General features: G+C 44.1%; 19 protein-coding genes. 16 read left to right on the top strand and 3 right to left on the bottom strand.

The annotated features are described in order from the left end of the window. Positions 1-34 precede the first annotated feature (34 nt). From CYJ37_RS04255 to CYJ37_RS04245, 4 genes are all read left to right on the top strand, one after another. Positions 35-1,033 carry a DUF3231 family protein gene (locus CYJ37_RS04255; RefSeq protein ID WP_101548090.1) on the top strand — a complete coding sequence of 333 codons (999 nt, stop codon included), beginning with the start codon at positions 35-37 and terminating at the stop codon, positions 1,031-1,033. 89 nt (positions 1,034-1,122) lie between these two features. After that, the gene (locus CYJ37_RS04250; RefSeq protein WP_101548088.1) at positions 1,123-1,989 is read left to right on the top strand and encodes a DUF2268 domain-containing putative Zn-dependent protease; all 867 of its coding nucleotides are present in this window, start codon (positions 1,123-1,125) and stop codon (positions 1,987-1,989) included. Between the two features lie 35 nt (positions 1,990-2,024). Then, positions 2,025-2,201 (top strand): hypothetical protein, encoded by a 177-nt coding sequence (locus tag CYJ37_RS27040; RefSeq protein WP_180827242.1) that lies wholly within the window; start codon positions 2,025-2,027, stop codon positions 2,199-2,201. Positions 2,202-2,300: 99 nt separating this feature from the next. Further along, positions 2,301-3,170 (top strand): GNAT family N-acetyltransferase, encoded by an 870-nt coding sequence (locus tag CYJ37_RS04245; RefSeq protein WP_101548086.1) that lies wholly within the window; start codon positions 2,301-2,303, stop codon positions 3,168-3,170. A 194-nt stretch (positions 3,171-3,364) separates the two neighbouring features. On the opposite strand, the gene CYJ37_RS04240 is transcribed toward CYJ37_RS04245, so the two are convergent. Continuing rightward, positions 3,365-3,562 carry a hypothetical protein gene (locus tag CYJ37_RS04240; protein WP_101548084.1) on the bottom strand — a complete coding sequence of 66 codons (198 nt, stop codon included), beginning with the start codon at positions 3,560-3,562 and terminating at the stop codon, positions 3,365-3,367. A 175-nt stretch (positions 3,563-3,737) separates the two neighbouring features. Between CYJ37_RS04240 and CYJ37_RS04235 the strand changes: the two genes are divergently transcribed. Next, positions 3,738-4,292: a GNAT family N-acetyltransferase gene (locus CYJ37_RS04235; protein WP_101548082.1), complete on the top strand. Its 555-nt coding sequence runs from the start codon at positions 3,738-3,740 to the stop codon at positions 4,290-4,292. A 174-nt stretch (positions 4,293-4,466) separates the two neighbouring features. Here the strand turns inward: CYJ37_RS04235 and CYJ37_RS04230 are convergent, their stop codons facing one another. Next, positions 4,467-4,979, bottom strand: a complete 513-nt coding sequence (locus tag CYJ37_RS04230; protein ID WP_101548080.1) for a CBO0543 family protein — start codon at positions 4,977-4,979, stop codon at positions 4,467-4,469. Positions 4,980-5,123: 144 nt separating this feature from the next. Here CYJ37_RS04230 and CYJ37_RS04225 point away from each other — a divergent pair, with 144 nt between their 5' ends. From CYJ37_RS04225 to CYJ37_RS04205, 4 genes are all read left to right on the top strand, one after another. Continuing rightward, complete coding sequence (locus tag CYJ37_RS04225) at positions 5,124-5,648, top strand: NUDIX domain-containing protein (RefSeq protein WP_101548078.1); 525 nt, start codon at positions 5,124-5,126, stop codon at positions 5,646-5,648. Between the two features lie 618 nt (positions 5,649-6,266). Beyond that, positions 6,267-6,710 carry a hypothetical protein gene (locus tag CYJ37_RS04215; protein WP_101548074.1) on the top strand — a complete coding sequence of 148 codons (444 nt, stop codon included), beginning with the start codon at positions 6,267-6,269 and terminating at the stop codon, positions 6,708-6,710. 430 nt (positions 6,711-7,140) lie between these two features. Continuing rightward, on the top strand, positions 7,141-8,808 hold the full coding sequence (locus CYJ37_RS04210) for a ribonuclease J (RefSeq protein WP_101548072.1): 1,668 nt from the start codon (positions 7,141-7,143) through the stop codon (positions 8,806-8,808). A gap of 281 nt (positions 8,809-9,089) precedes the next feature. Beyond that, positions 9,090-9,443: a hypothetical protein gene (locus tag CYJ37_RS04205; protein WP_101548439.1), complete on the top strand. Its 354-nt coding sequence runs from the start codon at positions 9,090-9,092 to the stop codon at positions 9,441-9,443. A 98-nt stretch (positions 9,444-9,541) separates the two neighbouring features. Here CYJ37_RS04205 and CYJ37_RS04200 read toward each other — a convergent pair whose 3' ends face one another. Next, complete coding sequence (locus CYJ37_RS04200) at positions 9,542-10,393, bottom strand: pentapeptide repeat-containing protein (protein WP_101548070.1); 852 nt, start codon at positions 10,391-10,393, stop codon at positions 9,542-9,544. A 232-nt stretch (positions 10,394-10,625) separates the two neighbouring features. On the opposite strand from CYJ37_RS04200, the gene CYJ37_RS04195 reads away from it, so the two are divergent. From CYJ37_RS04195 to CYJ37_RS04165, 7 genes are all read left to right on the top strand, one after another. Continuing rightward, positions 10,626-11,234 carry an alpha/beta hydrolase gene (locus tag CYJ37_RS04195; RefSeq protein ID WP_101548068.1) on the top strand — a complete coding sequence of 203 codons (609 nt, stop codon included), beginning with the start codon at positions 10,626-10,628 and terminating at the stop codon, positions 11,232-11,234. Between the two features lie 117 nt (positions 11,235-11,351). After that, the gene (locus CYJ37_RS04190) at positions 11,352-11,936 is read left to right on the top strand and encodes a GNAT family N-acetyltransferase (protein ID WP_101548067.1); all 585 of its coding nucleotides are present in this window, start codon (positions 11,352-11,354) and stop codon (positions 11,934-11,936) included. 127 nt (positions 11,937-12,063) lie between these two features. Further along, positions 12,064-13,503 (top strand): glycoside hydrolase family 1 protein, encoded by a 1,440-nt coding sequence (locus CYJ37_RS04185; protein WP_101548065.1) that lies wholly within the window; start codon positions 12,064-12,066, stop codon positions 13,501-13,503. A 353-nt stretch (positions 13,504-13,856) separates the two neighbouring features. Beyond that, positions 13,857-15,167: an ABC transporter substrate-binding protein gene (locus CYJ37_RS04180; protein ID WP_101548063.1), complete on the top strand. Its 1,311-nt coding sequence runs from the start codon at positions 13,857-13,859 to the stop codon at positions 15,165-15,167. 63 nt (positions 15,168-15,230) lie between these two features. Further along, entirely contained in the window at positions 15,231-16,196 is a 966-nt protein-coding gene (locus CYJ37_RS04175) for a carbohydrate ABC transporter permease (protein ID WP_101548061.1), read from the top strand. Then, positions 16,193-17,035 (top strand): carbohydrate ABC transporter permease, encoded by an 843-nt coding sequence (locus CYJ37_RS04170; RefSeq protein WP_374703140.1) that lies wholly within the window; start codon positions 16,193-16,195, stop codon positions 17,033-17,035. The genes CYJ37_RS04175 and CYJ37_RS04170 overlap by 4 nt, the downstream gene beginning before the upstream one ends. A 90-nt stretch (positions 17,036-17,125) precedes the next feature. Next, a complete protein-coding gene (locus CYJ37_RS04165) occupies positions 17,126-18,142 on the top strand; it encodes a LacI family DNA-binding transcriptional regulator (protein ID WP_101548059.1) in 1,017 nt (338 codons plus the stop codon). The last annotated feature ends 7 nt before the right edge of the window (positions 18,143-18,149 follow it).

Here is an 18,149-nt window from a genome sequence, read left to right as displayed (position 1 = left end):
AAAATACCTCCATCAATATAGTGGGGGTATTTTTTTGGAAAATCATCGCATTCGCTTGACTGCATCAGAAACTGGGGGATTATGGGCCAATTATATAGCTGACAGTATGTTCATATGTGTTTATAAGTATTTTCTTACCTGTGTGGAGGACAGTGAAATTAAGGCAGTTTTAAGCCATGCACTAGATTTGTCTGAACAGCATACGAAAGTGACATCCGATATTTTCAGGGAAGAAGGGCACGCCGTTCCTATAGGCTTTACCGATCAGGATGTTTATCCCAATGCACCGAGGCTGTTTTCAGATGATTTTTTCCTTTTTTATACCGAGCAAATGGTAAAAGGGGCATTGGTAGTTTATGGGGCGATCCTGCCTCACACGTATCGGAATGATATCCGTGAACATTTTATGTCCTGCATTTCTTCTACAATGGAATTGATGAATGAGACAAAAAAGGTTCTGCTCTCGAAAGGGCTTGAAGTGAGGTCGCCTTATATTCCTCCTCTTACAGAAGCAGTAATGGTGGAGGATCAGCATTTTCTGGCCGGCTGGTTCGGCCGGCAGAGGTCACTGACAGCAGCTGAAATAAGCCATCTTTTTGCAAATATCCAAACTAATTATTTTGGAGGCGCACTTGTTTTGGGATTTGCCCAAACAGCCAAAAATGAAGATGTCAAAGATTATATGATGCGCGGTAAGGAGATTGCTAAAAAACATGCCAGGATTTTCAGCCGATTCCTGCAGGAGGAAGATCTGCCTGCCCCTGTCACTTGGGATGCTGAGATTTCTGAAAGCCAGGCAGCACCTTTCTCTGACAAACTGATGATGTTCCAGGTGAATTTAATGTCTGCTTCAGGAATAGGGAATTACGGTACAGCACTTTCGGCCAGTCCAAGGAGAGACATTGCCGGTGATTACAGCCGTCTTCTGGCAGAAGTGGGCTTGTATGCTGAGGATGGCCTGCAGATTCTTATCAAGCATGGATGGCTGGAAAGGCCTCCGCATGCTGCGGATCGGGATGAACTAGTGAAATAGAATCTTAAAGAGCTGCAATTTGCGGCTTTTTTTAAAAAAAGGATTTTCCGCTGTTATGATGAATTAAGAAAGAGAAGGAGGTGCAGCGGATGAAGCTGGTCGATGGATTTAATGATTTTAAACAAGCAGCAGAGAGGGAGCGGATTTATGGAAAATATCCAGCATGGCAGGTTTACTGCAGTAAATACCAAGCAGCATTCAATCCTCTTTTCAGCAGCCTTTACAAGCTGGATGAGGAAAGAATCCAAGCTATTGTAGAGCAATTGAATTTTCAGGATCTGCTCTTACAGTCTGAAAAAGGGCGGGTGCAATTTTCCTTCAAAAAGATAGAGGCGATTTTAAAGAAATGCTGCACCTATTTTGAATTTCACGAAAATTTCACTGTCTACCTGCTGACTGGTCTTGGTTATAGTGATGGATCCGCTCCCCCATCCAGGGATCCGTTCATTTACCTTGGACTTGAGCTCCTGGGAGAAAAAGATCCCGGAATTCTCATCCCCCATGAGTTTAGCCACATGGCCAGATTTCAACGTTTAAAAGGTAAAGAAAATTTTGACGTCCTGACTGTAGGGCAGCTGGCGGCTGCTGAGGGGCTTGCTGTGTGGACCTCATTGGAATTATCAGGCAAGGGACATGATGATGCATCAATTGCCGAGGCTTTGATGATGAGCCAAAATCATTATCAAATCTTCCAATCATCTTTATCAGAAATAGAAAAAGAAATTTTTTATGATTTGGACTGTCCTCTTGACAGGCGGATGCTTGAGAAATACTTCATAGGTACAGAGGTTGAGGGCAGGGGCGGCTATTTCGCCGGGGCTCAGATCATCAAAAGCCTGATGTCAGAAGGGATGAGCCTTAAGGAATTGACTTTTATAGAAACAGACCGGATCTTGAAGGCTTACTATTCTTCCAAAAGCTTTCATTATTTTAAAGGAATGAGGGCTGAAACATAGAATAATATGTAGAAAGAGCGATGGGAGATGGCAAAATGGCTGGAAAAGAACCGATGAATGATGCTGTAGATCATATGAAAAAGATTGAGGGGCTGCCGGATGCAGCTGATGTGCGCAGCCTTCCGAAACCGATTAAAATCATTAAATATATCATTATTGGTTTTTTCCTTGCTTCAATTGCTGCCGTCATCATATTGTCCTTCTTTAACTGAAGGCTTGCTTCGATGCGTGTGATACAGTTTGTTACAAGAATGAGCCAGGCAAGCCTTACTGAAGGATAAGCAGCTAAGAAAGAAGGTAGGAAAAAGGAAATGAAGCAGATTGCAGAAGGTATATCCCTGATAAGAATGAATGAAGATGATATACAAGGATTGATCAAGCTTTCCGCAGCGGTCGGCTGGGACTATGAACAGGAAGAAGTCTTAACGGTCCTTAAATCTGGAACTGTTCTGGGCCATAAGACTGCGGGAGGTGAGCTTGTTTCTTGTGCTGCACTCATTCCATATGACGACAGCTTGGCATGGCTCGGTATGGTGATTACAGATCCCGGCTTTAGGGGAAAGGGGCTGGCCAAAGCGGCAGTGCAGGGCTGCCTGGAATTGGCTGCTGATGGAACAAGCATCATGCTGGTTGCCACTGAAGAAGGCAGGCCTTTATATCTTAAATTAGGCTTTTCTGAAGTCGACACTATTCAGAAATATCTTTGCCAGGATTACAAGCAGGCCATTTTCTCAGAAAAAGGGAGAGTTTCAGTCATAAAGGAATTCAGCCATGATTGTTTTGATAGTCTGGTAGAGTTTGACAAACAAGCGTTTGGCAGCGGAAGGACGGTTTTTCTGAAACATAGAATTGCACAGGCAAAAGATTGCCTGCTTGCTTTTGATTCCGAAGGGAATCTTATTGGTTATGGGCTTTCAATCCAGGGCCCAGTCAATCTCATTCTTGGCCCCATTGCTGCAGAAGACCCTGAAACTGCCTCCCTTTTGCTCGATCAGCTTGCCGATGGACATCAGGGACAGCTGAGGATCGATGTGCCATCAGGTCTGGATAACTTTGTGAGTACCTTAGTAGGCAGCGGGTTTTCTCTTTCTGCGTCACCTCCCGTCATGATTTTAAATGCAGAAGCTATGCCTGCAAGAAATGGGTGTTTATTCGCTCTGGCGGCACAGGCATTTGGATGATAAATAGATAAAAGTGGACTATATAACGATAAATCTACTGGACAACGACAATAAAGCAGGGAGTGTGGCCAGGAAGAATAAGAGAAAATTATGCCAGACGGAAGTATTAATCCGTCAGTAAGGGGAGCCGTGGTCATTGACTCAACTATATTAAAAAAGGTAGAGAGCCAAATCCGGCTCTCTACCTTTATTTATTATTTTTTCCCGATTAACCGAATCGATTTTTGCCCGCTGTGGGGATGTGAAGATGCAGCGAAAAGCTGGCTTAAATACAAACCTTCCAGCTCTGTGCAGGTCATTTCCACGAGTTCTTTTTTATCCTGGAATTGTGTAATTGCCATTAATTTATTGAGAATAAGGTTTCTGCGAGATTCTTCCTTCGTTATCATCAAAATGCTCATCCCCTTCAATTATCTGCTATGGCCAAAGAATATGATAAAAGATGTTATGTACAACTATAATCCCTATATATCCGATTTGTCAAGTTGGTATTAAATTGCTCTTAAGAAAAGAAGGAATATGCCAAACTTTCATTGAAGAGGAAAGGAATGAAAGGAGAGTGAATCAATGGACTTGCAAATAGCACCAATAGTGACTGAAAGGCTAGTCATACGCCCGTTCAAGCTTTCTGATTATGAAAATTGGTATAAGGGCTTCACTGATAGAAAACCTTCATTTTATAAGTATGATGAAGGAAGGCCGGTCAGTATGGAGCATAACACCAGAGAGTGGTTTGAAAAGTGGATCAGAGGTTTTTCGGAAGCAGCTGTGAGGGATCAGATGACAAATCTCGGCATCTTCAGGAAAAAAGATAACCTTAATGTTGGTAAAGTCGAGCTGTTCACCATCCTGAGGATGGACTATCAGTGGGGGATGATGGGCTACTCCCTTCATAACCAATTCTGGAAAAAAGGCTATGGAACAGAAGCAGTGTCAGCAGCAGCCGAAGCTTTTCATGAAAAACTTGGCTTCCACCGGCTCGAGCTGCATATAAACACCGACAACCGCCCATCCATCACTCTTGCCGAAAGAAGCGGCTTCCACTATGAAGGCACAAGGAAGAAATTTGCCTTTGAGAATGGAGAATGGACAGACTTTCTCATTTATGTAAGGTATTTATAATATGTGCCTGGCACTGCAAAAAGACAAAATGGCGTAAAGTGTCCATCTGAGGTGCCTGACACGTTATTTTTTTCTGTTGAGATAGATGGCCATGGAGAGGTAAATGGTGATCACTGTGATTAGAAAAACTGGTGTGGATATTGGGTTCGGTTCCATTAAGTGCACCCCGTACTTTTACTTTAAGTCTTTTAATTGTGGGTGGAAGAAGCACAGAAGGATAATGATTAAGGGCAAGGATAAGGCTAGTGCCAGCTTTGGCTTTTTGCTGTGAAGCCTGACCATTGAGAAAAGGATGACATTGAATACTCCAGACCATAAGACATTCCATCCGTTATCGTATATAAAAAGCCCTTTTTTGTAAAAGACATATTCGATTGTCGTAAAGTAGGCGATCCAAACAGCTATATAAGGAAAACTCTTTTTGCCTTTAGGAAAAAACCGAAGGTAAATCATTAACACAACCGGCAGTACGAAAAAAGTGAAAGCCAATTCAATCAGTGTATGATTGAGCCAGTCAACCGTTACTGCATGATAACTCCACAGCGTATGATTATAGAAAAGGAAATTGTACAAAAGATTGCAGATGATGAAGTACTGGATGGTTGGATAAAATTCATTCCAGCGCTCCCAGTCGACCAGATAAACAGCAAATAAAATATAGACAAGAATAACCAGTAAAAGGTACATTTGATAAACCTCTCCTAATAGTAGTAAACATTATATCCACTAAAGGAACCACTCAATCAGAAAAGCCAAAGTTCTCACAATCCAGCATGATTTTTGCAGGATCGTGCCGAATATATTTTACATGCTTAAAAAGGGAGGGGAAATATGCCACATCATATTAGAGTCAGGGCAGGTGCCGTCATCATGGAAAAAGATTCGATCCTGTTGATTGAATTCAATGACGAAAACGGCCTCCATTACAATCTGCCGGCCGGAGGCGCTGAACCGGGAGAAACGGTCAGGGAAGCTGCCGTGAGAGAAGCAAAGGAAGAGGCATCAGTGGATGTTGAAGCAGGTCCGCTTGCATTTGTTTATGAATATGCACCGCACACAGCTGAAGGCAGGTTCGGTGAAACACACTCACTCTGTCTCATGTTTGAATGCTTATTAAAAGAAGGGTCACAAGCTAAATTGCCGGAAAATCCAGATTCGCACCAAACGGGAGTAAGGTGGGTAAAGCTATCAGAGCTTCACGAAATCATTCTTTATCCAAATATAAAGGAACATATACTGAAATACGCCCATAATAAAAGGAATCTGGAGCTTATAGAGGAACATAAGCTCGGGGATTATTCAGCAGATTCTGAGGGGAATAGATTGGAGGAGAATATGCAGAAAGCGGAGAGGTAAACAACATTATTATCGTGATTAAGGCTGAGGGGGAATCAAGGCGGCTTTGAACTGCTTTTTTAAAATTAGGATAAACCTGAGGGCTGCAGTGGAAATTACTTTTCAGCAGCCCCCTATTTTTTCCGTTTCCAGCCGGAAAGGATCCATCGCCGCTTTTCGGTGTCAAACAGGAAATCCAGGATGAAAAACAAAAATGAACAGGTGATGACTGACCCCCTTAGCAGTGGATCCTTTTGCGCCAAAAAAAAGGCTAGAAAGGTAAAAGCAGCATAAATGAAGACTGAAAATAAAGTCTGCAGTGCAATTTTCCCTTTAAAAAGAGCGGCTGGAGCAGAAGCAAGCAGGGAAACGGGCAGACCGTAAAATAAGGTCCCTGCAAGCGAAAACATTATGGTAAGAAAAAGTCCCAGCAGAGTATCAAGCAGGGATTCCGACCCTGTTAGCATAAAGCCTATCAGAAATATAGATAGAGAAAAAATCAAGGATACTGCAATGGCTGTAAGAAATTTTTGATATAACATAAGATACTTTCCCGCTATTGAATTCAATTGCCATTATAAACAATTTCCAAAAATATTGCCCCGTCCAAATTAATCCACTTCTGGAGAGATGTTGAACATGATGTTTTTTAAAGTTCTATTGATTTTGTTTTCATTGTCGTTATCTTTCTATAAAATCTTCTTGGCCTTCACTGCTGATCAAGGTGCAGCCGCCTTTGTAATCCGGCTCACAGCAGGCATAATGATGGCGTTATTAGCCTGGCTGGTCTATAAAGAGCGTCATATCACCAGGATGCAGAGGCTCCTAATATGGAAGAAAACAGAAGAACCTAAAGGCAGGGGCCTTTATCTGCTCAAATGGGCATTAGGCTGGGGAATATTGGTCGGCTTCACTGTTTTCTCCGGCTTGGCTGATTTCAGAGAAAACGAAGATTTATGGGGAGAATGCTTTTTTTATATGGCTGCCAATATGCTGGCCGGATTAGCTGCGGGCTGGCTTACTTGGCGGAATAATCAAAATGAAACCAGGAAAATAAATATGATCAATGAGGGCTGCTCCTAATTGGAGCGGCCTTTTTTATGAGACAAAAAACAATGACAGGGTAATAACATAAAAAGCAGGCGGCCGAATATTTAGGGAAAGTCCTCAAAGGCTATTGGAACCGGACAAAGAAAATGCAGTATGTCCACTTTCTAACAGCATATGTTTTTTACAGCTATATGGAAATAATATCAGCGGATTCAGGTCATATTAACGATGTAAAACGTTTTACAAGGGGGCGGATCTTGATGCATCAATGATTCGATTGGAGAAGCTGCTCTGACAGAACATAGCAGCAAGGCATCAGGGAAAGAAATACTCTATGGACCATTATTTCCAGCAGCCAATCGTACATAAGCAGATCAATGGGGATATGGTGTATGTCCCATTGAACCTGGACAGAATTTGGAATCAGCCGGGCTAGGGGCTGAATGAAAAGGAGGTTTTGCATATGAAGGATGGAGCGGTATCTATATTCGCCCTTGGCGGTGTGAATGAAATTGGCAAGAATATGTATGTTCTTGAATCCGGTGACGATATTGTAGTCATTGACTGCGGCGGTAAATTTCCGGATGAAAGCCTGATGGGCATCGATTTAATCATCCCGGACATTACTTATCTTCAAGAAAACCGTGCAAAGATAAAAGGGCTGATTATCACGCATGGACATGAAGACCATATTGGAGGCATAGGGTATTTCCTTAAAAGGGTGAATGTCCCTGTATATGGAACAAGGTTTACGCTTGGCCTTATTGAGCTGAAATTATCAGAGCACGGTATTCTCGCTGATACTGGACTTATACAAATTGAATCTGACACAGTATTGGAGCTCGGGAGCATCAGGGCAAGCTTTTTCAAGGTCAACCACAGTATTCCGGACTGCCTCGGAATTGCTTTTGATACACCGGAAGGACTGATCATTCATACAGGAGATTTCAAGTTCGACCTGACACCTATGAATGAGCAGTATGCAGATATCCATAAGATGGCAGAGTTAGGGACCAGAGGCGTGCTGGCTCTTCTTTCGGAAAGTACAAATGCGGAAAGGACAGGGTTTTCCCCGTCGGAACGGATTGTCGGTGACCATATCCTGGAGGCCTTTATCAAGGCACCGCGCAAGGTTATTATTTCTACTTTTGCTTCGAATGTGAACAGGGTTCAGCAGGTGGCGGATGCCTGCTTTAAGACAGGCCGGAAGCTCGCCCTCCTGGGCAGGAGCATGATCAATGTAGTCGGCGTCGCAATGGAGCGCGGCTACCTGACTATTCCGGAAGGCATGCTTATCCAGGGAACTGATATAGATGGGCTTCCGCCTGAAAAAGTATGCATTCTGTGCACAGGGAGCCAAGGGGAGCCTATGGCCGCTCTTGCCCGTTTGTCGACGAATAATTTCAGGGATGCCGAAGTTCTGCCGGGCGATACTGTCATCCTTGCAGCAGGTCCGATACCCGGAAACGAACGTGGTGTTACCAGGATCATCGACAATCTCTATATGCTTGGAGCACATGTTATTTACGGCTCTGGCAGTTCAACGGGTATGCATGTTTCCGGGCATGGCTATCAGGAGGATCTCAAGCTTATGCTCACTCTGATGAAGCCTAAGTATTTCATTCCAATACACGGGGAATACAGAATGCTTCACCATCACAGGCTGCTGGCTGAGTCTGCAGGTGTTGAAGAGGGCCATACATTTATTGTGAAAAACGGTGATGTGGTGGATATTGAAGATGGCACGGCCCGCCAGACCAGGGAGGTGCCAGCAGGAAATACCCTCATTGACGGAATGGGAGTGGGAGATGTCGGCGAGGTTGTCCTTCGCGACCGGAAGCAGCTGTCAGAGGACGGTATGCTCGTCATTGTCTTTACTTTCAGCAAAAAGGAAAGGAAGATTGTATCTGGACCTGATACTATATCGAGGGGCTTTGTCTACACCCGCGAGTCCGATGATCTGCTGCGGAAGGTGAATAGTATCGTCAAAAGCACGGTTAATGATCTGAGGCAGGAAAATTATTACCAAAGAAATTCAACAAAGCAGAAAATCAAGAAGGCAGTCGGGCAATATTTATTCTCCGAAACGAAACGGAAGCCGATGATCCTGCCGATCATCATCGAGATATAAATAGCCCAAGTTTCAAGGCTGCGCCTCCCTGCATATATTGCCCATATGCTCAAGCAGGGAGGCTGAATTCATGAGGATTGAAAAGCTGAAAACCTATTATGGCTATGATCTGCTGATTGACCGGGTGATATATAAAAGATGCTTAAGCTGCGAGTCCTGGTTTCCATTCGAAGATGAAATGGGTTTTTGCCGTTCTTGCATCCGTAAGGCACACAAACCGTGTAAGTAAACACTTGTTCACAGAAGGAAGGATCTGGTTGAGCAATAATTTGTTTGAAGCAATGGATGAAGAGACTAAGAAGGAAGTCAGCGAAGCAATAGCAGGATTATCATTCACTAAAAATTTCCGGTCGCCTACTGCTGAGGAATGGTATTTATTCCTGCCGGGATACCAGGATCCGCAGACAGGCGGGGCAGCAGGGAAGGCAATCATCCATTATAATATATACGATACAAAGGATTATAATATTAATACAACGATTATTTGGGATGACCCGGCACTTTACAGGGCAGAAAGGCACAAGTATGTATATGCTGTCTGTGATGAGATTGTCAATCGTCTTGTAGGCTATGCCGATACTCTGCTGTCAGTCCATTCCGGCGAAAATTCATATAATGCAGAATACAGGCAATAGGGAAATTCACAAAGAAAGAATTTCCCTTTCTTTTTTTAAAATAATAGTATTATGTAAACTAAATCTGTATTTTTCCAGTTTGCTATTCGTGTAAAAAATCACCTGTTCCAATGGGCAGGTATTTTAAGGGCAGGTGGCAGCCTAGTCGAAAGGTTTCCAATAGAAGCATTTACTTGTGCCTGTGTCAAAAACAGGCAGCCCCTCAGGTCTGCTCCGCAAATATTGGCATCCCTTAAATCAGCCCCAAGCAAATCGCATTTACGCAAATCGGCATTCTGCAGATTTCCTGCTATCAGAAGCGCCCCTCGCAGGCTGGCCCCTCTGAGATCTTCCCCTTTTACAGAGGCACCTATAAAATCTCTGCCTCTTTTCAATTTGGATAATAACTTAGGGGACCTGTTATGAGGGACATTTTTCCTATATAGTTCACTGCTTTTGTTCAGCAATTCACTGACCATGCTTCTATGCGCATTAACATCAAGGTTTGTAATGGACTTAGCCTCCAGCAGTGTCAGCGCATCAATTGTATCGATGGCAGATTGCAGTTCATCAATAATGGAATGTGTTTCCTGCAGGCTGTGTGCCTCTGTCAGATACAGCAGCATTTCATGGAGCTGCTGCATGATAGGGAATACCTCGAACATCTCGTTTGCCAAGTCAGGATTTTTCCGCCAGTCTTTGCCTGCATAAGTGAGCTGCGAGACTTTTTGCCCGGCTCCGAAACACTCATATACCGTGCAGCCTTTAAATCCTCTATCTCTTAGTGTTTCATGCGTCCTGCAGAGGAAGTTATCCTGCAGATTCGGACAAGGAGCACCGCTGCTTTTATCTATGGCAAAATCCGCAGTCTTTGCAAACGGGAGAGCCACGCAGCAAAGGCCGAAGCAGCTTCCGCAATCAGAAGAAAGGTCTTTGTATGGGTTGTTTGATTCAGTTAATTGAGCAGACAAAACGTACACTTCCTTTGAGCAATATATAGGGAATTATAACATGGTACCAGGCACAGAAGTGGATGATTTTAACAAATGAAATTTCTGGAGAATACCTCGCTGTTGACATTATCAGAGAAGCATTTTAAAATTATCTCGAATTAAAGATAAAGACTGGAAGGTTAAATATCCTAGAAATAGGGGAAATCAGAGATAGACAATACAATTAATCAATTTTTGGAAGGTGATTGGAATGGAACATATTTTTCGAAAGGGTGCGAATCCGGATAAACCGACTCTTTTGCTCCTGCACGGAACCGGGGGAAATGAGAGGGATTTGATTCCACTGTCAGTAATCATAGATGAAGAAGCCTCTGTTCTGAGTGTAAGGGGTAATGTACTGGAAAATGGGATGCCGCGTTTCTTCAAGAGATTGTCAGAAGGGGTTTTTGATGAAGAAGATCTTGTGTTCCGCACGAATGAACTGAATGAATTCCTGGATGAGGCAGCCGCCAAATATGAGTTTGACCGCGGCAATATCTTTGCGGTCGGTTATTCGAATGGCGCCAATATAGCTGCCAGTTTATTATTCCACTATAAAGATGCCTTAAAAGGTGCGATCCTCCACCATCCGATGGTGCCAAGAAGGGGTGTTGAGCTGCCTGACCTGACAGGTACCTCCGTCTTCATTGCCGCCGGTAAAAACGATCCGATCTGCCCATCTGCAGAATCAGAAGAACTCACATCTCTTCTGGAGGATGCCAATGCTGATGTTGAGCTGCACTGGGAGAATTATGGGCATCAGCTGACATCTCAGGAGGCAGAGGCTGCGGCAGAATGGTATAAGAGCAAAGTAAAATAAATAATAATGATTACTTAACAGGTGCTGGCCATGTTTATGGTCAGCCTTTTTCTTGGTAATTCTATATATAGTAAGGGGAATTATGGTAAAATAGTGAAAACTCTAGGGGGAGTATTTATGTTTCATTTGGATTTGGATCCTGAAATTTCACTTAGGCTTTATCAGCCGGAGGATGCAGAAGAACTTTTTAATCTGACAATCGAGTCAAAGGAATATTTAAAAGAATGGCTGGGCTGGCTGGATTATACCAAGACAGCAGAAGATTCAGCCGGTTTTATTCAATCTTCTCTCAGTGCGTACGAGAAGAATGGAAATCATCCCCAGGCTGCTGCCATCATTTACAAGGGGAAGATTGCCGGCACAATTGGTTTCAATGAAATCAGCCGGATTCACAAAATCGGCGTAATAGGCTACTGGCTTGGTGAGAAGTATCAGGGAAAAGGAATCATGAACAGAGCTTTTTCAGCACTTATAGAATATGGATTCTCAGAAGCAGGCCTGAACCGGATTGAAGTAAGGGCTGCTGCCGGCAATATGAAAAGCCGGGCATTGCCAAAACGGCACGGGTTCACGGAAGAAGGCATAATACGGGATGCAGAATGGCTCTATGATCATTATGTAGACCATAAAGTATATGGTCTCCTGAAAAAAGAGTATACAAGCAGAGAAACAGATGATATTTTACATAGCACGACTATTTAGAGCCGCCCTAAGCGGTTCTTTTTTATAAAAAAGTATGCGGGATTATATTTCTGAATATATTGTTTTATCAGAATTTGTTATACTATTTTAGGAAACCGGTTTCAATAAAAAGAAAGGGGCAGTTAAAATGATACATAGAGTATTGAAGGCTTTTCCGCAGAATTTCCTTTGGGGGGCTGCTTCTGCGGCCTATCAGGTAGAAGGTGCCTGGAATGAAGATGGCAAAGGTCTTTCCAATTGGGATGAATTTGTCCGGATTCCCGGCAAGACATTTAAAGGGACGACTGGCGATGTGGCTGTTGGCCATTACCGGCACTTTAAAGAAGATGTGCAGCTGATGGCTCAAATGGGATTGAAGGCATACCGTTTTTCAGTTGCCTGGACGAGAATCTTTCCTGAAGGAAAGGGAAAAGTGAATGAAAAGGGCATTGAATTTTATGATTCTCTGATTAATGAGCTGATCAAACATGATATTGAACCCATCGTTACTCTTTATCACTGGGATCTGCCGCAGGCACTGCAGGAGGAATACGGCGGCTGGGAATCCCGGCAGATCATTGAAGACTTCACGGCATACAGTACAGAGCTGTTCAGGCGTTTTGGCGATAGGGTCAAATATTGGGTCAGCCTGAATGAGCAGAATATTTTCACGATGTTTGGCTACCGTAATGCCATGCATCCGCCTGGAATCAAGGATGACAAGCTTTTTTACCAGGTGAATCACCATGCCAACCTGGCCAATGCCAGTGTTATAAAAGCATTCCGTAATCTTGTGCCGGAAGGGAAAATTGGACCCAGCTTTGCGTACACGCCTTCTTACCCGCGTTCTCCTGAACCAAAGGATATCATTGCCAGTGAAAACGCAGAAGAGCTGAACAGCCACTGGTGGATGGATGTCTATGCATGGGGCAAGTACCCGAAAGCAGCCTGGAACTATTTAGAGAATGAAGGGCTCGCCCCTGTAGTGGAAGCGGGGGACTGGGAGCTTTTGCAGGCAGGTAAGCCTGACTTTATGGGACTGAATTATTATCAGACAGCAACATTTGAAGCGAATCCGCTGGAAGGCGGCACAGCAGAAGGTGAAATGAATACTACCGGCAAAAAAGGGACCACTAAAGCCTCAGGTATTCCTGGCTTATATAGAACGGCTGACAACCCGTCCCTGGAAAAAACGAACTGGGACTGGACAATTGACCCGCAAGGGCTGCGTGTAGCACTCCGCCGGATCACAAGCAGATACCAGCTTCCTGTATTAATCAGTGAGAATGGACTGGGAGAGTTCGACAAGCTTGAAGAAGATGGCACGGTGAATGATGAGTACCGGATTGCCTTTATCCGCTCTCATATCCAGTCCATGCAGGAAGCCATTTCCGATGGAGTGGAGCTGCTTGGCTATTGCGTCTGGTCATTTACTGACCTGCTGAGCTGGCTGAATGGATTCCAGAAACGTTATGGGTTTGTATATGTCAATCAGCATGAAGAAGGGGAGCATGACCTTAAAAGAACTAAAAAGAAGAGTTTTTATTGGTATAGCGAAGTAATAAAAAGCAATGGAGAAACATTATAGGCCAACTTATAAAAAGAGGGCGTCATGCTCTCTTTTTATTTCGGAAAGCGGTTTCTATTTAGAGGGTAAACACCTGATTACGACAGAATAATAGAGTGATTCAACAATATTTTAAGTAAATATCATTATATTAGTCTAATTTTCTGAAAAATAATTAACTAAATTTTCTAAAATATAGTTGATTTCTGAAATACAGGCTCTTATAATAACAAATGAAAGCGGTTTCCACAGGAAACGGAAACCGGTTTCCATACTTATTAAAGTTAAACAGGTTCTGGAATTCTTTTGCAGGGGGTGGCTGAAGGCAGAATTAGGCAGGTTCTCAAAAGGATGGTTCAAATTACTTAACAATAATGGGGGAGATTCACTTGAAATGGAATAGCCTAAAAAAAATAGCGGCATTCGGAGCATCATCAGTTCTTGCGTTATCGCTTGCAGCATGCAGCGGCGAGGAAACTTCATCCGGAGGATCAGATGGCGGCGGCGACGTAACATTGAGCTTCTGGACTTTCGGAGCAACCAATTATGAGGAGCTTGCAAAGAAATATACAGAAGAAAATCCGAATGTCAAAATCAAAGTAAAATCATCAGAGACCGCAGATCACCATGATGCCTTATTTACTGCCTTATCAGCCGGCAGCGGGGCGCCAGACATCGCTATGCTGGAAATTGACCAGTTTGACCGGTTCAAGGCTGCCCAGGACCGATTTGAGAATTTATATGATTTAGGTGCCAAGGATGTCCAGGACCAGTATCTGGATTGGAAATGGAAGGGCGGGGAGAATGCGGATGGAGACTTCCTGTTCGGCATGCCGACCGATATCGGACCAAAGGCCTTGTATTATCGTGTTGACCTATTCGAGGAAGCCGGTCTTCCGACTGAGCCTGCCGAGGTTGAGTCACTCATCAATTCGCCAGAGGCTTTCCAGGAAGCTGGCCTGCAATTGAAGGAAAAGACAGGAAAGCCATTTGTCGACAGCATCGAAATGGCCTACCGTGCATATTTGGATGCAGCAGAAAGTACTTATCTGAATCCTGATGGAGAGCTTCTTCTTGAAGAAGATGGAAATGCCGTCAAGGAAGCTTATGATTATGCGGTTAAGCTCAATGAATTAGGCATTGTTGGAAAGTATGACATGTGGTCTCCAGAATGGTCCAACGCAGTCAATAAAGGCGAATTTGCAGCAGAGCTTGGAGCTGGCTGGCTGAAGGGCTGGATGGAAGGCAATGCGCCGGATGCAGTAGGCAAGTGGAGAGTAGCCACACTGCCGAAGGAATTCGCTGCAAACTGGGGCGGTTCTTATATAGCTGTACCGAAGGAAACCAAAAATGCACAGGCGGCTTATGACTTCATCGAGTGGCTTGTTGCGCCTGAACAGCAGCTTGAATCTTTCCAGAGCAAAGGCCTCTTCCCATCTGCACCATCTGTTTATGACATGGATGACTTCAAATCCAATGAAGATGAATTCTTCGGCGGCCAGGTAACTTCGACAGTATTTGCAAATGCTGCCCAGGATATCGAAGGTGCTGTATTTAAAGGCGAGAAATACTTCCCGGTTCATCAGGAGGTTGTAAATGCCCTGAAGAATGTCCAGAACGGCAAAGATCCTGAAAAAGAATGGAAAGCTGCCATCAAACGGGCAAAAGACTTATTAGGAAGATAAGGTATTAAAGGGGAAATGGCCTTGTGCCATTTCCTGATTTATGCATAGAAAAGAGGCGGAAACATGCAAACAGCTGCCAAAGAAAGCAAGGCGAGTACAGCCCGCACGACTGGAACTAAGAAGCGTCTGTCTGAATCAAAGAAAGATATGATATCCGGCTATTTATATATAGCACCTTTTTTTTTCATTTTTGCCATCATCGGCCTCTATCCGGCCCTATTCAGCTTGTACCTGGCTTTTCAGAAATGGAACGGGCTGAGCCCAATGACGTTTGCCGGCCTGAATAACTTCAAGATAGTACTGGAAGATCCGCTTTTTTGGAAATCGGTTTACAATACGATTGTGATGGGGCTTTTAGGAACTGCACCCCAGCTGATTGTCGGAATCATCCTGGCCTTTCTGCTCAATCTCACGTTCATCCGGTTTAAAAATTTCTTCCGGGTAACGATTTTTATGCCTTACATCACCTCCATGGTGGCAGTGGCCCTGATCTTCAGCGTCCTCTTCAGCAATCATGAAACCTCGCTGGCCAACTATGTATTGGGCCTTTTCGGCTTTGATCCGGTCAACTGGGGAGCTTCCGAATGGGGAACAAAAATCGCGATTTCCATTATGGTTTTCTGGAGATGGGTCGGCTATAATACAATCATTTTCCTGGCGGGGATCCAAAGTATTCCGAACGACTTGTACGAGGCGGCAACAATCGATGGAGCAAGCAAAACGCAGCAGCTATTTTACATTACACTTCCGCTGCTGAAGCCTTTCATACTCCTGACTGTATTCTTCTCAACTGTCGGTGCGCTCCAGCTGTTCTCTGAGCCTACTGTATTCCTCGGTGCCGGGGCATTTTCGAGGGATGAAGCAATGACGATTGTTATGTATTTGTACCGGGATGCGTTCAAGCTTCAATCATTTGGTACAGCATCTGCAACAGCCATCATTCTGCTTGTCATCATCGCTGCTTTCGCAACCATCAATACTATGCTGACATCCGGATATGGGCGTGGCAAAAGGAGGGCGACGAAATGAGCATGAACACTGCCAAAAAGAAACCCAGAAAAGGGAATCTGCCGATATACCTATTTCTTGGCATTGCGTCTTTAGTCTCCCTTTTCCCTTTTTACTGGATGTTTGTAATGGCGACAAGTCCAAGCTCTGCATATAATACGATTCCCCCTACTTTGACACCTGGGAATCTTCTGGTGGACAATTTCAAGAAAGTACTGAGCAATATTGATTTTTTCAACGCAATGTGGAATTCCTTTATCATCTGTGTGGTGGTTACGCTCGTGGTTCTGGCCATCAGTTCCCTGGCCGGTTTCGCATTTGCTAAATTCAAGTTTCCGGGGAAGAATATTCTTTTCATCTCAATCCTGGTGACAATGATTATTCCGCCGCAGCTCGGCCTGATCCCCCAGTATTTCCTGATTTCCAAAGCTGGACTTCTGGATACGCTTCCCGGGGTGATGCTCCTGTTCTTCCTGAATCCTCTAGGGATATTCCTTATGAGGCAATATGTGAACGAAGCTGTGCCGGATGAATTAATAGAAGCTGCCAAGCTGGATGGCTGTTCAAACTTCAGGATATACAGAAGCATTGTCCTGCCGATCATCCTGCCTGCATTTGCAACTCTTGGAATCATTGTGTTTACTGCAGTATGGGGCGAGTTCCTCTGGCAGTTCACGGTGCTCAGGGATCCGGAGATGTATACCATCCAGGTAGCGCTCGCTAATCTCAGCAACACACATAATATTGATTTTGGGATGATCATGTCAGGTGTATTCTGGGCTACGGTGCCCCTATTGGTCATATTCCTGATGTTTAACAAGCTTTTCATTTCCAGCATTACTGAAGGCTCTGTAAAATAATCGGAGCTTTCTTGTCTGGAGATTGAAACGTAAGGAAACAGCTAGTAATCTAGTAATATAGAACATATTTTGGAAGCAGAAGGGATTCTCATGAGCCTAACGATAAAGAATATTGCGGAAATTGCGGGCGTCTCTGCCGCAACCGTTTCAAAGGTCATTAATAATTACGGAGGCATCAGCGAAAGAACAAAGAAAAAGGTTATGGATGTTATCCTTGAGATGGATTATGAACCAAATTTTTCAGCACGGTCGCTTGCCACAAAAAAATCCAATCTTATTGGCCTGATTTATGCCGGCAAGATCAATGTTGACATGACCCACCCTTATTTCAACGAAGTCATTTCTTCTTTTAAAAAGAATATCGGCTTGCTGGGCTATGATATCCTCATGTTCTCCAACGAAAACTTCCGGCAGGACAATGGCAGCTATATGGCAAGATGCAGACATTTCAATGTGGATGGCTGTCTCGTTATTGCGGGAGAAGAAGTGGAGGAAGCGGTACATGAGCTCGCTAAGGCCGATTTTCCATGCATCGGAATTGACATTGAACTGTCCGGCCCGAAATCAGCCTTTGTCATGACTGATAACGTGAATCTTTCCCGAAAGGTCATTGAGCATCTTTACCTCAATTCTGTCAGGGATGTTGGTTTCATCGGAGGAATGAAGGGATCTGTCATTTCCAATTTGCGGAAGAAGGGTTTCCTTGAGGCTATGAACCAGTTCGGCCTGGAAATCAGGGAAGACTGGATTCAATACGGAGATTATCATGAAGACAGCGGCTATGAGTGCATGAAAAGGATCCTTGAGGGGAAAAGGAAGCCTGAAGCTGTTTTTGCAGCCTCCGATTTAATGGCGCTCGGAGCCCTAAGGGCCATTAAGGAAGCGGGTCTTACTGTTCCAGAAGATATCAGGGTGATTGGCTGCGATGATATTGCCGCCTGCCGCTACAGCGATCCCAAGCTGTCGACTGTGAAACAGGATAAAGAGAAATTCGGGAAACTGTCGGCTTATATGCTGAACGATCTCATCAACGGCAAATCCCAGCCGAGGCCTGCCCTGATTGATTCTGAGCTGATTATCAGGGAATCCTGCGGAACACATCTGTAATAGAAGG

The sequence above is a fragment of the Bacillus sp. UMB0728 genome, assembly GCF_002858875.1.
Lineage (GTDB): Bacteria > Bacillota > Bacilli > Bacillales > Cytobacillaceae > Bacillus_AB > Bacillus_AB infantis.
Note: the sequence above shows the minus strand (reverse complement) of the source record. Positions and strands in the feature narration are given on the sequence as shown.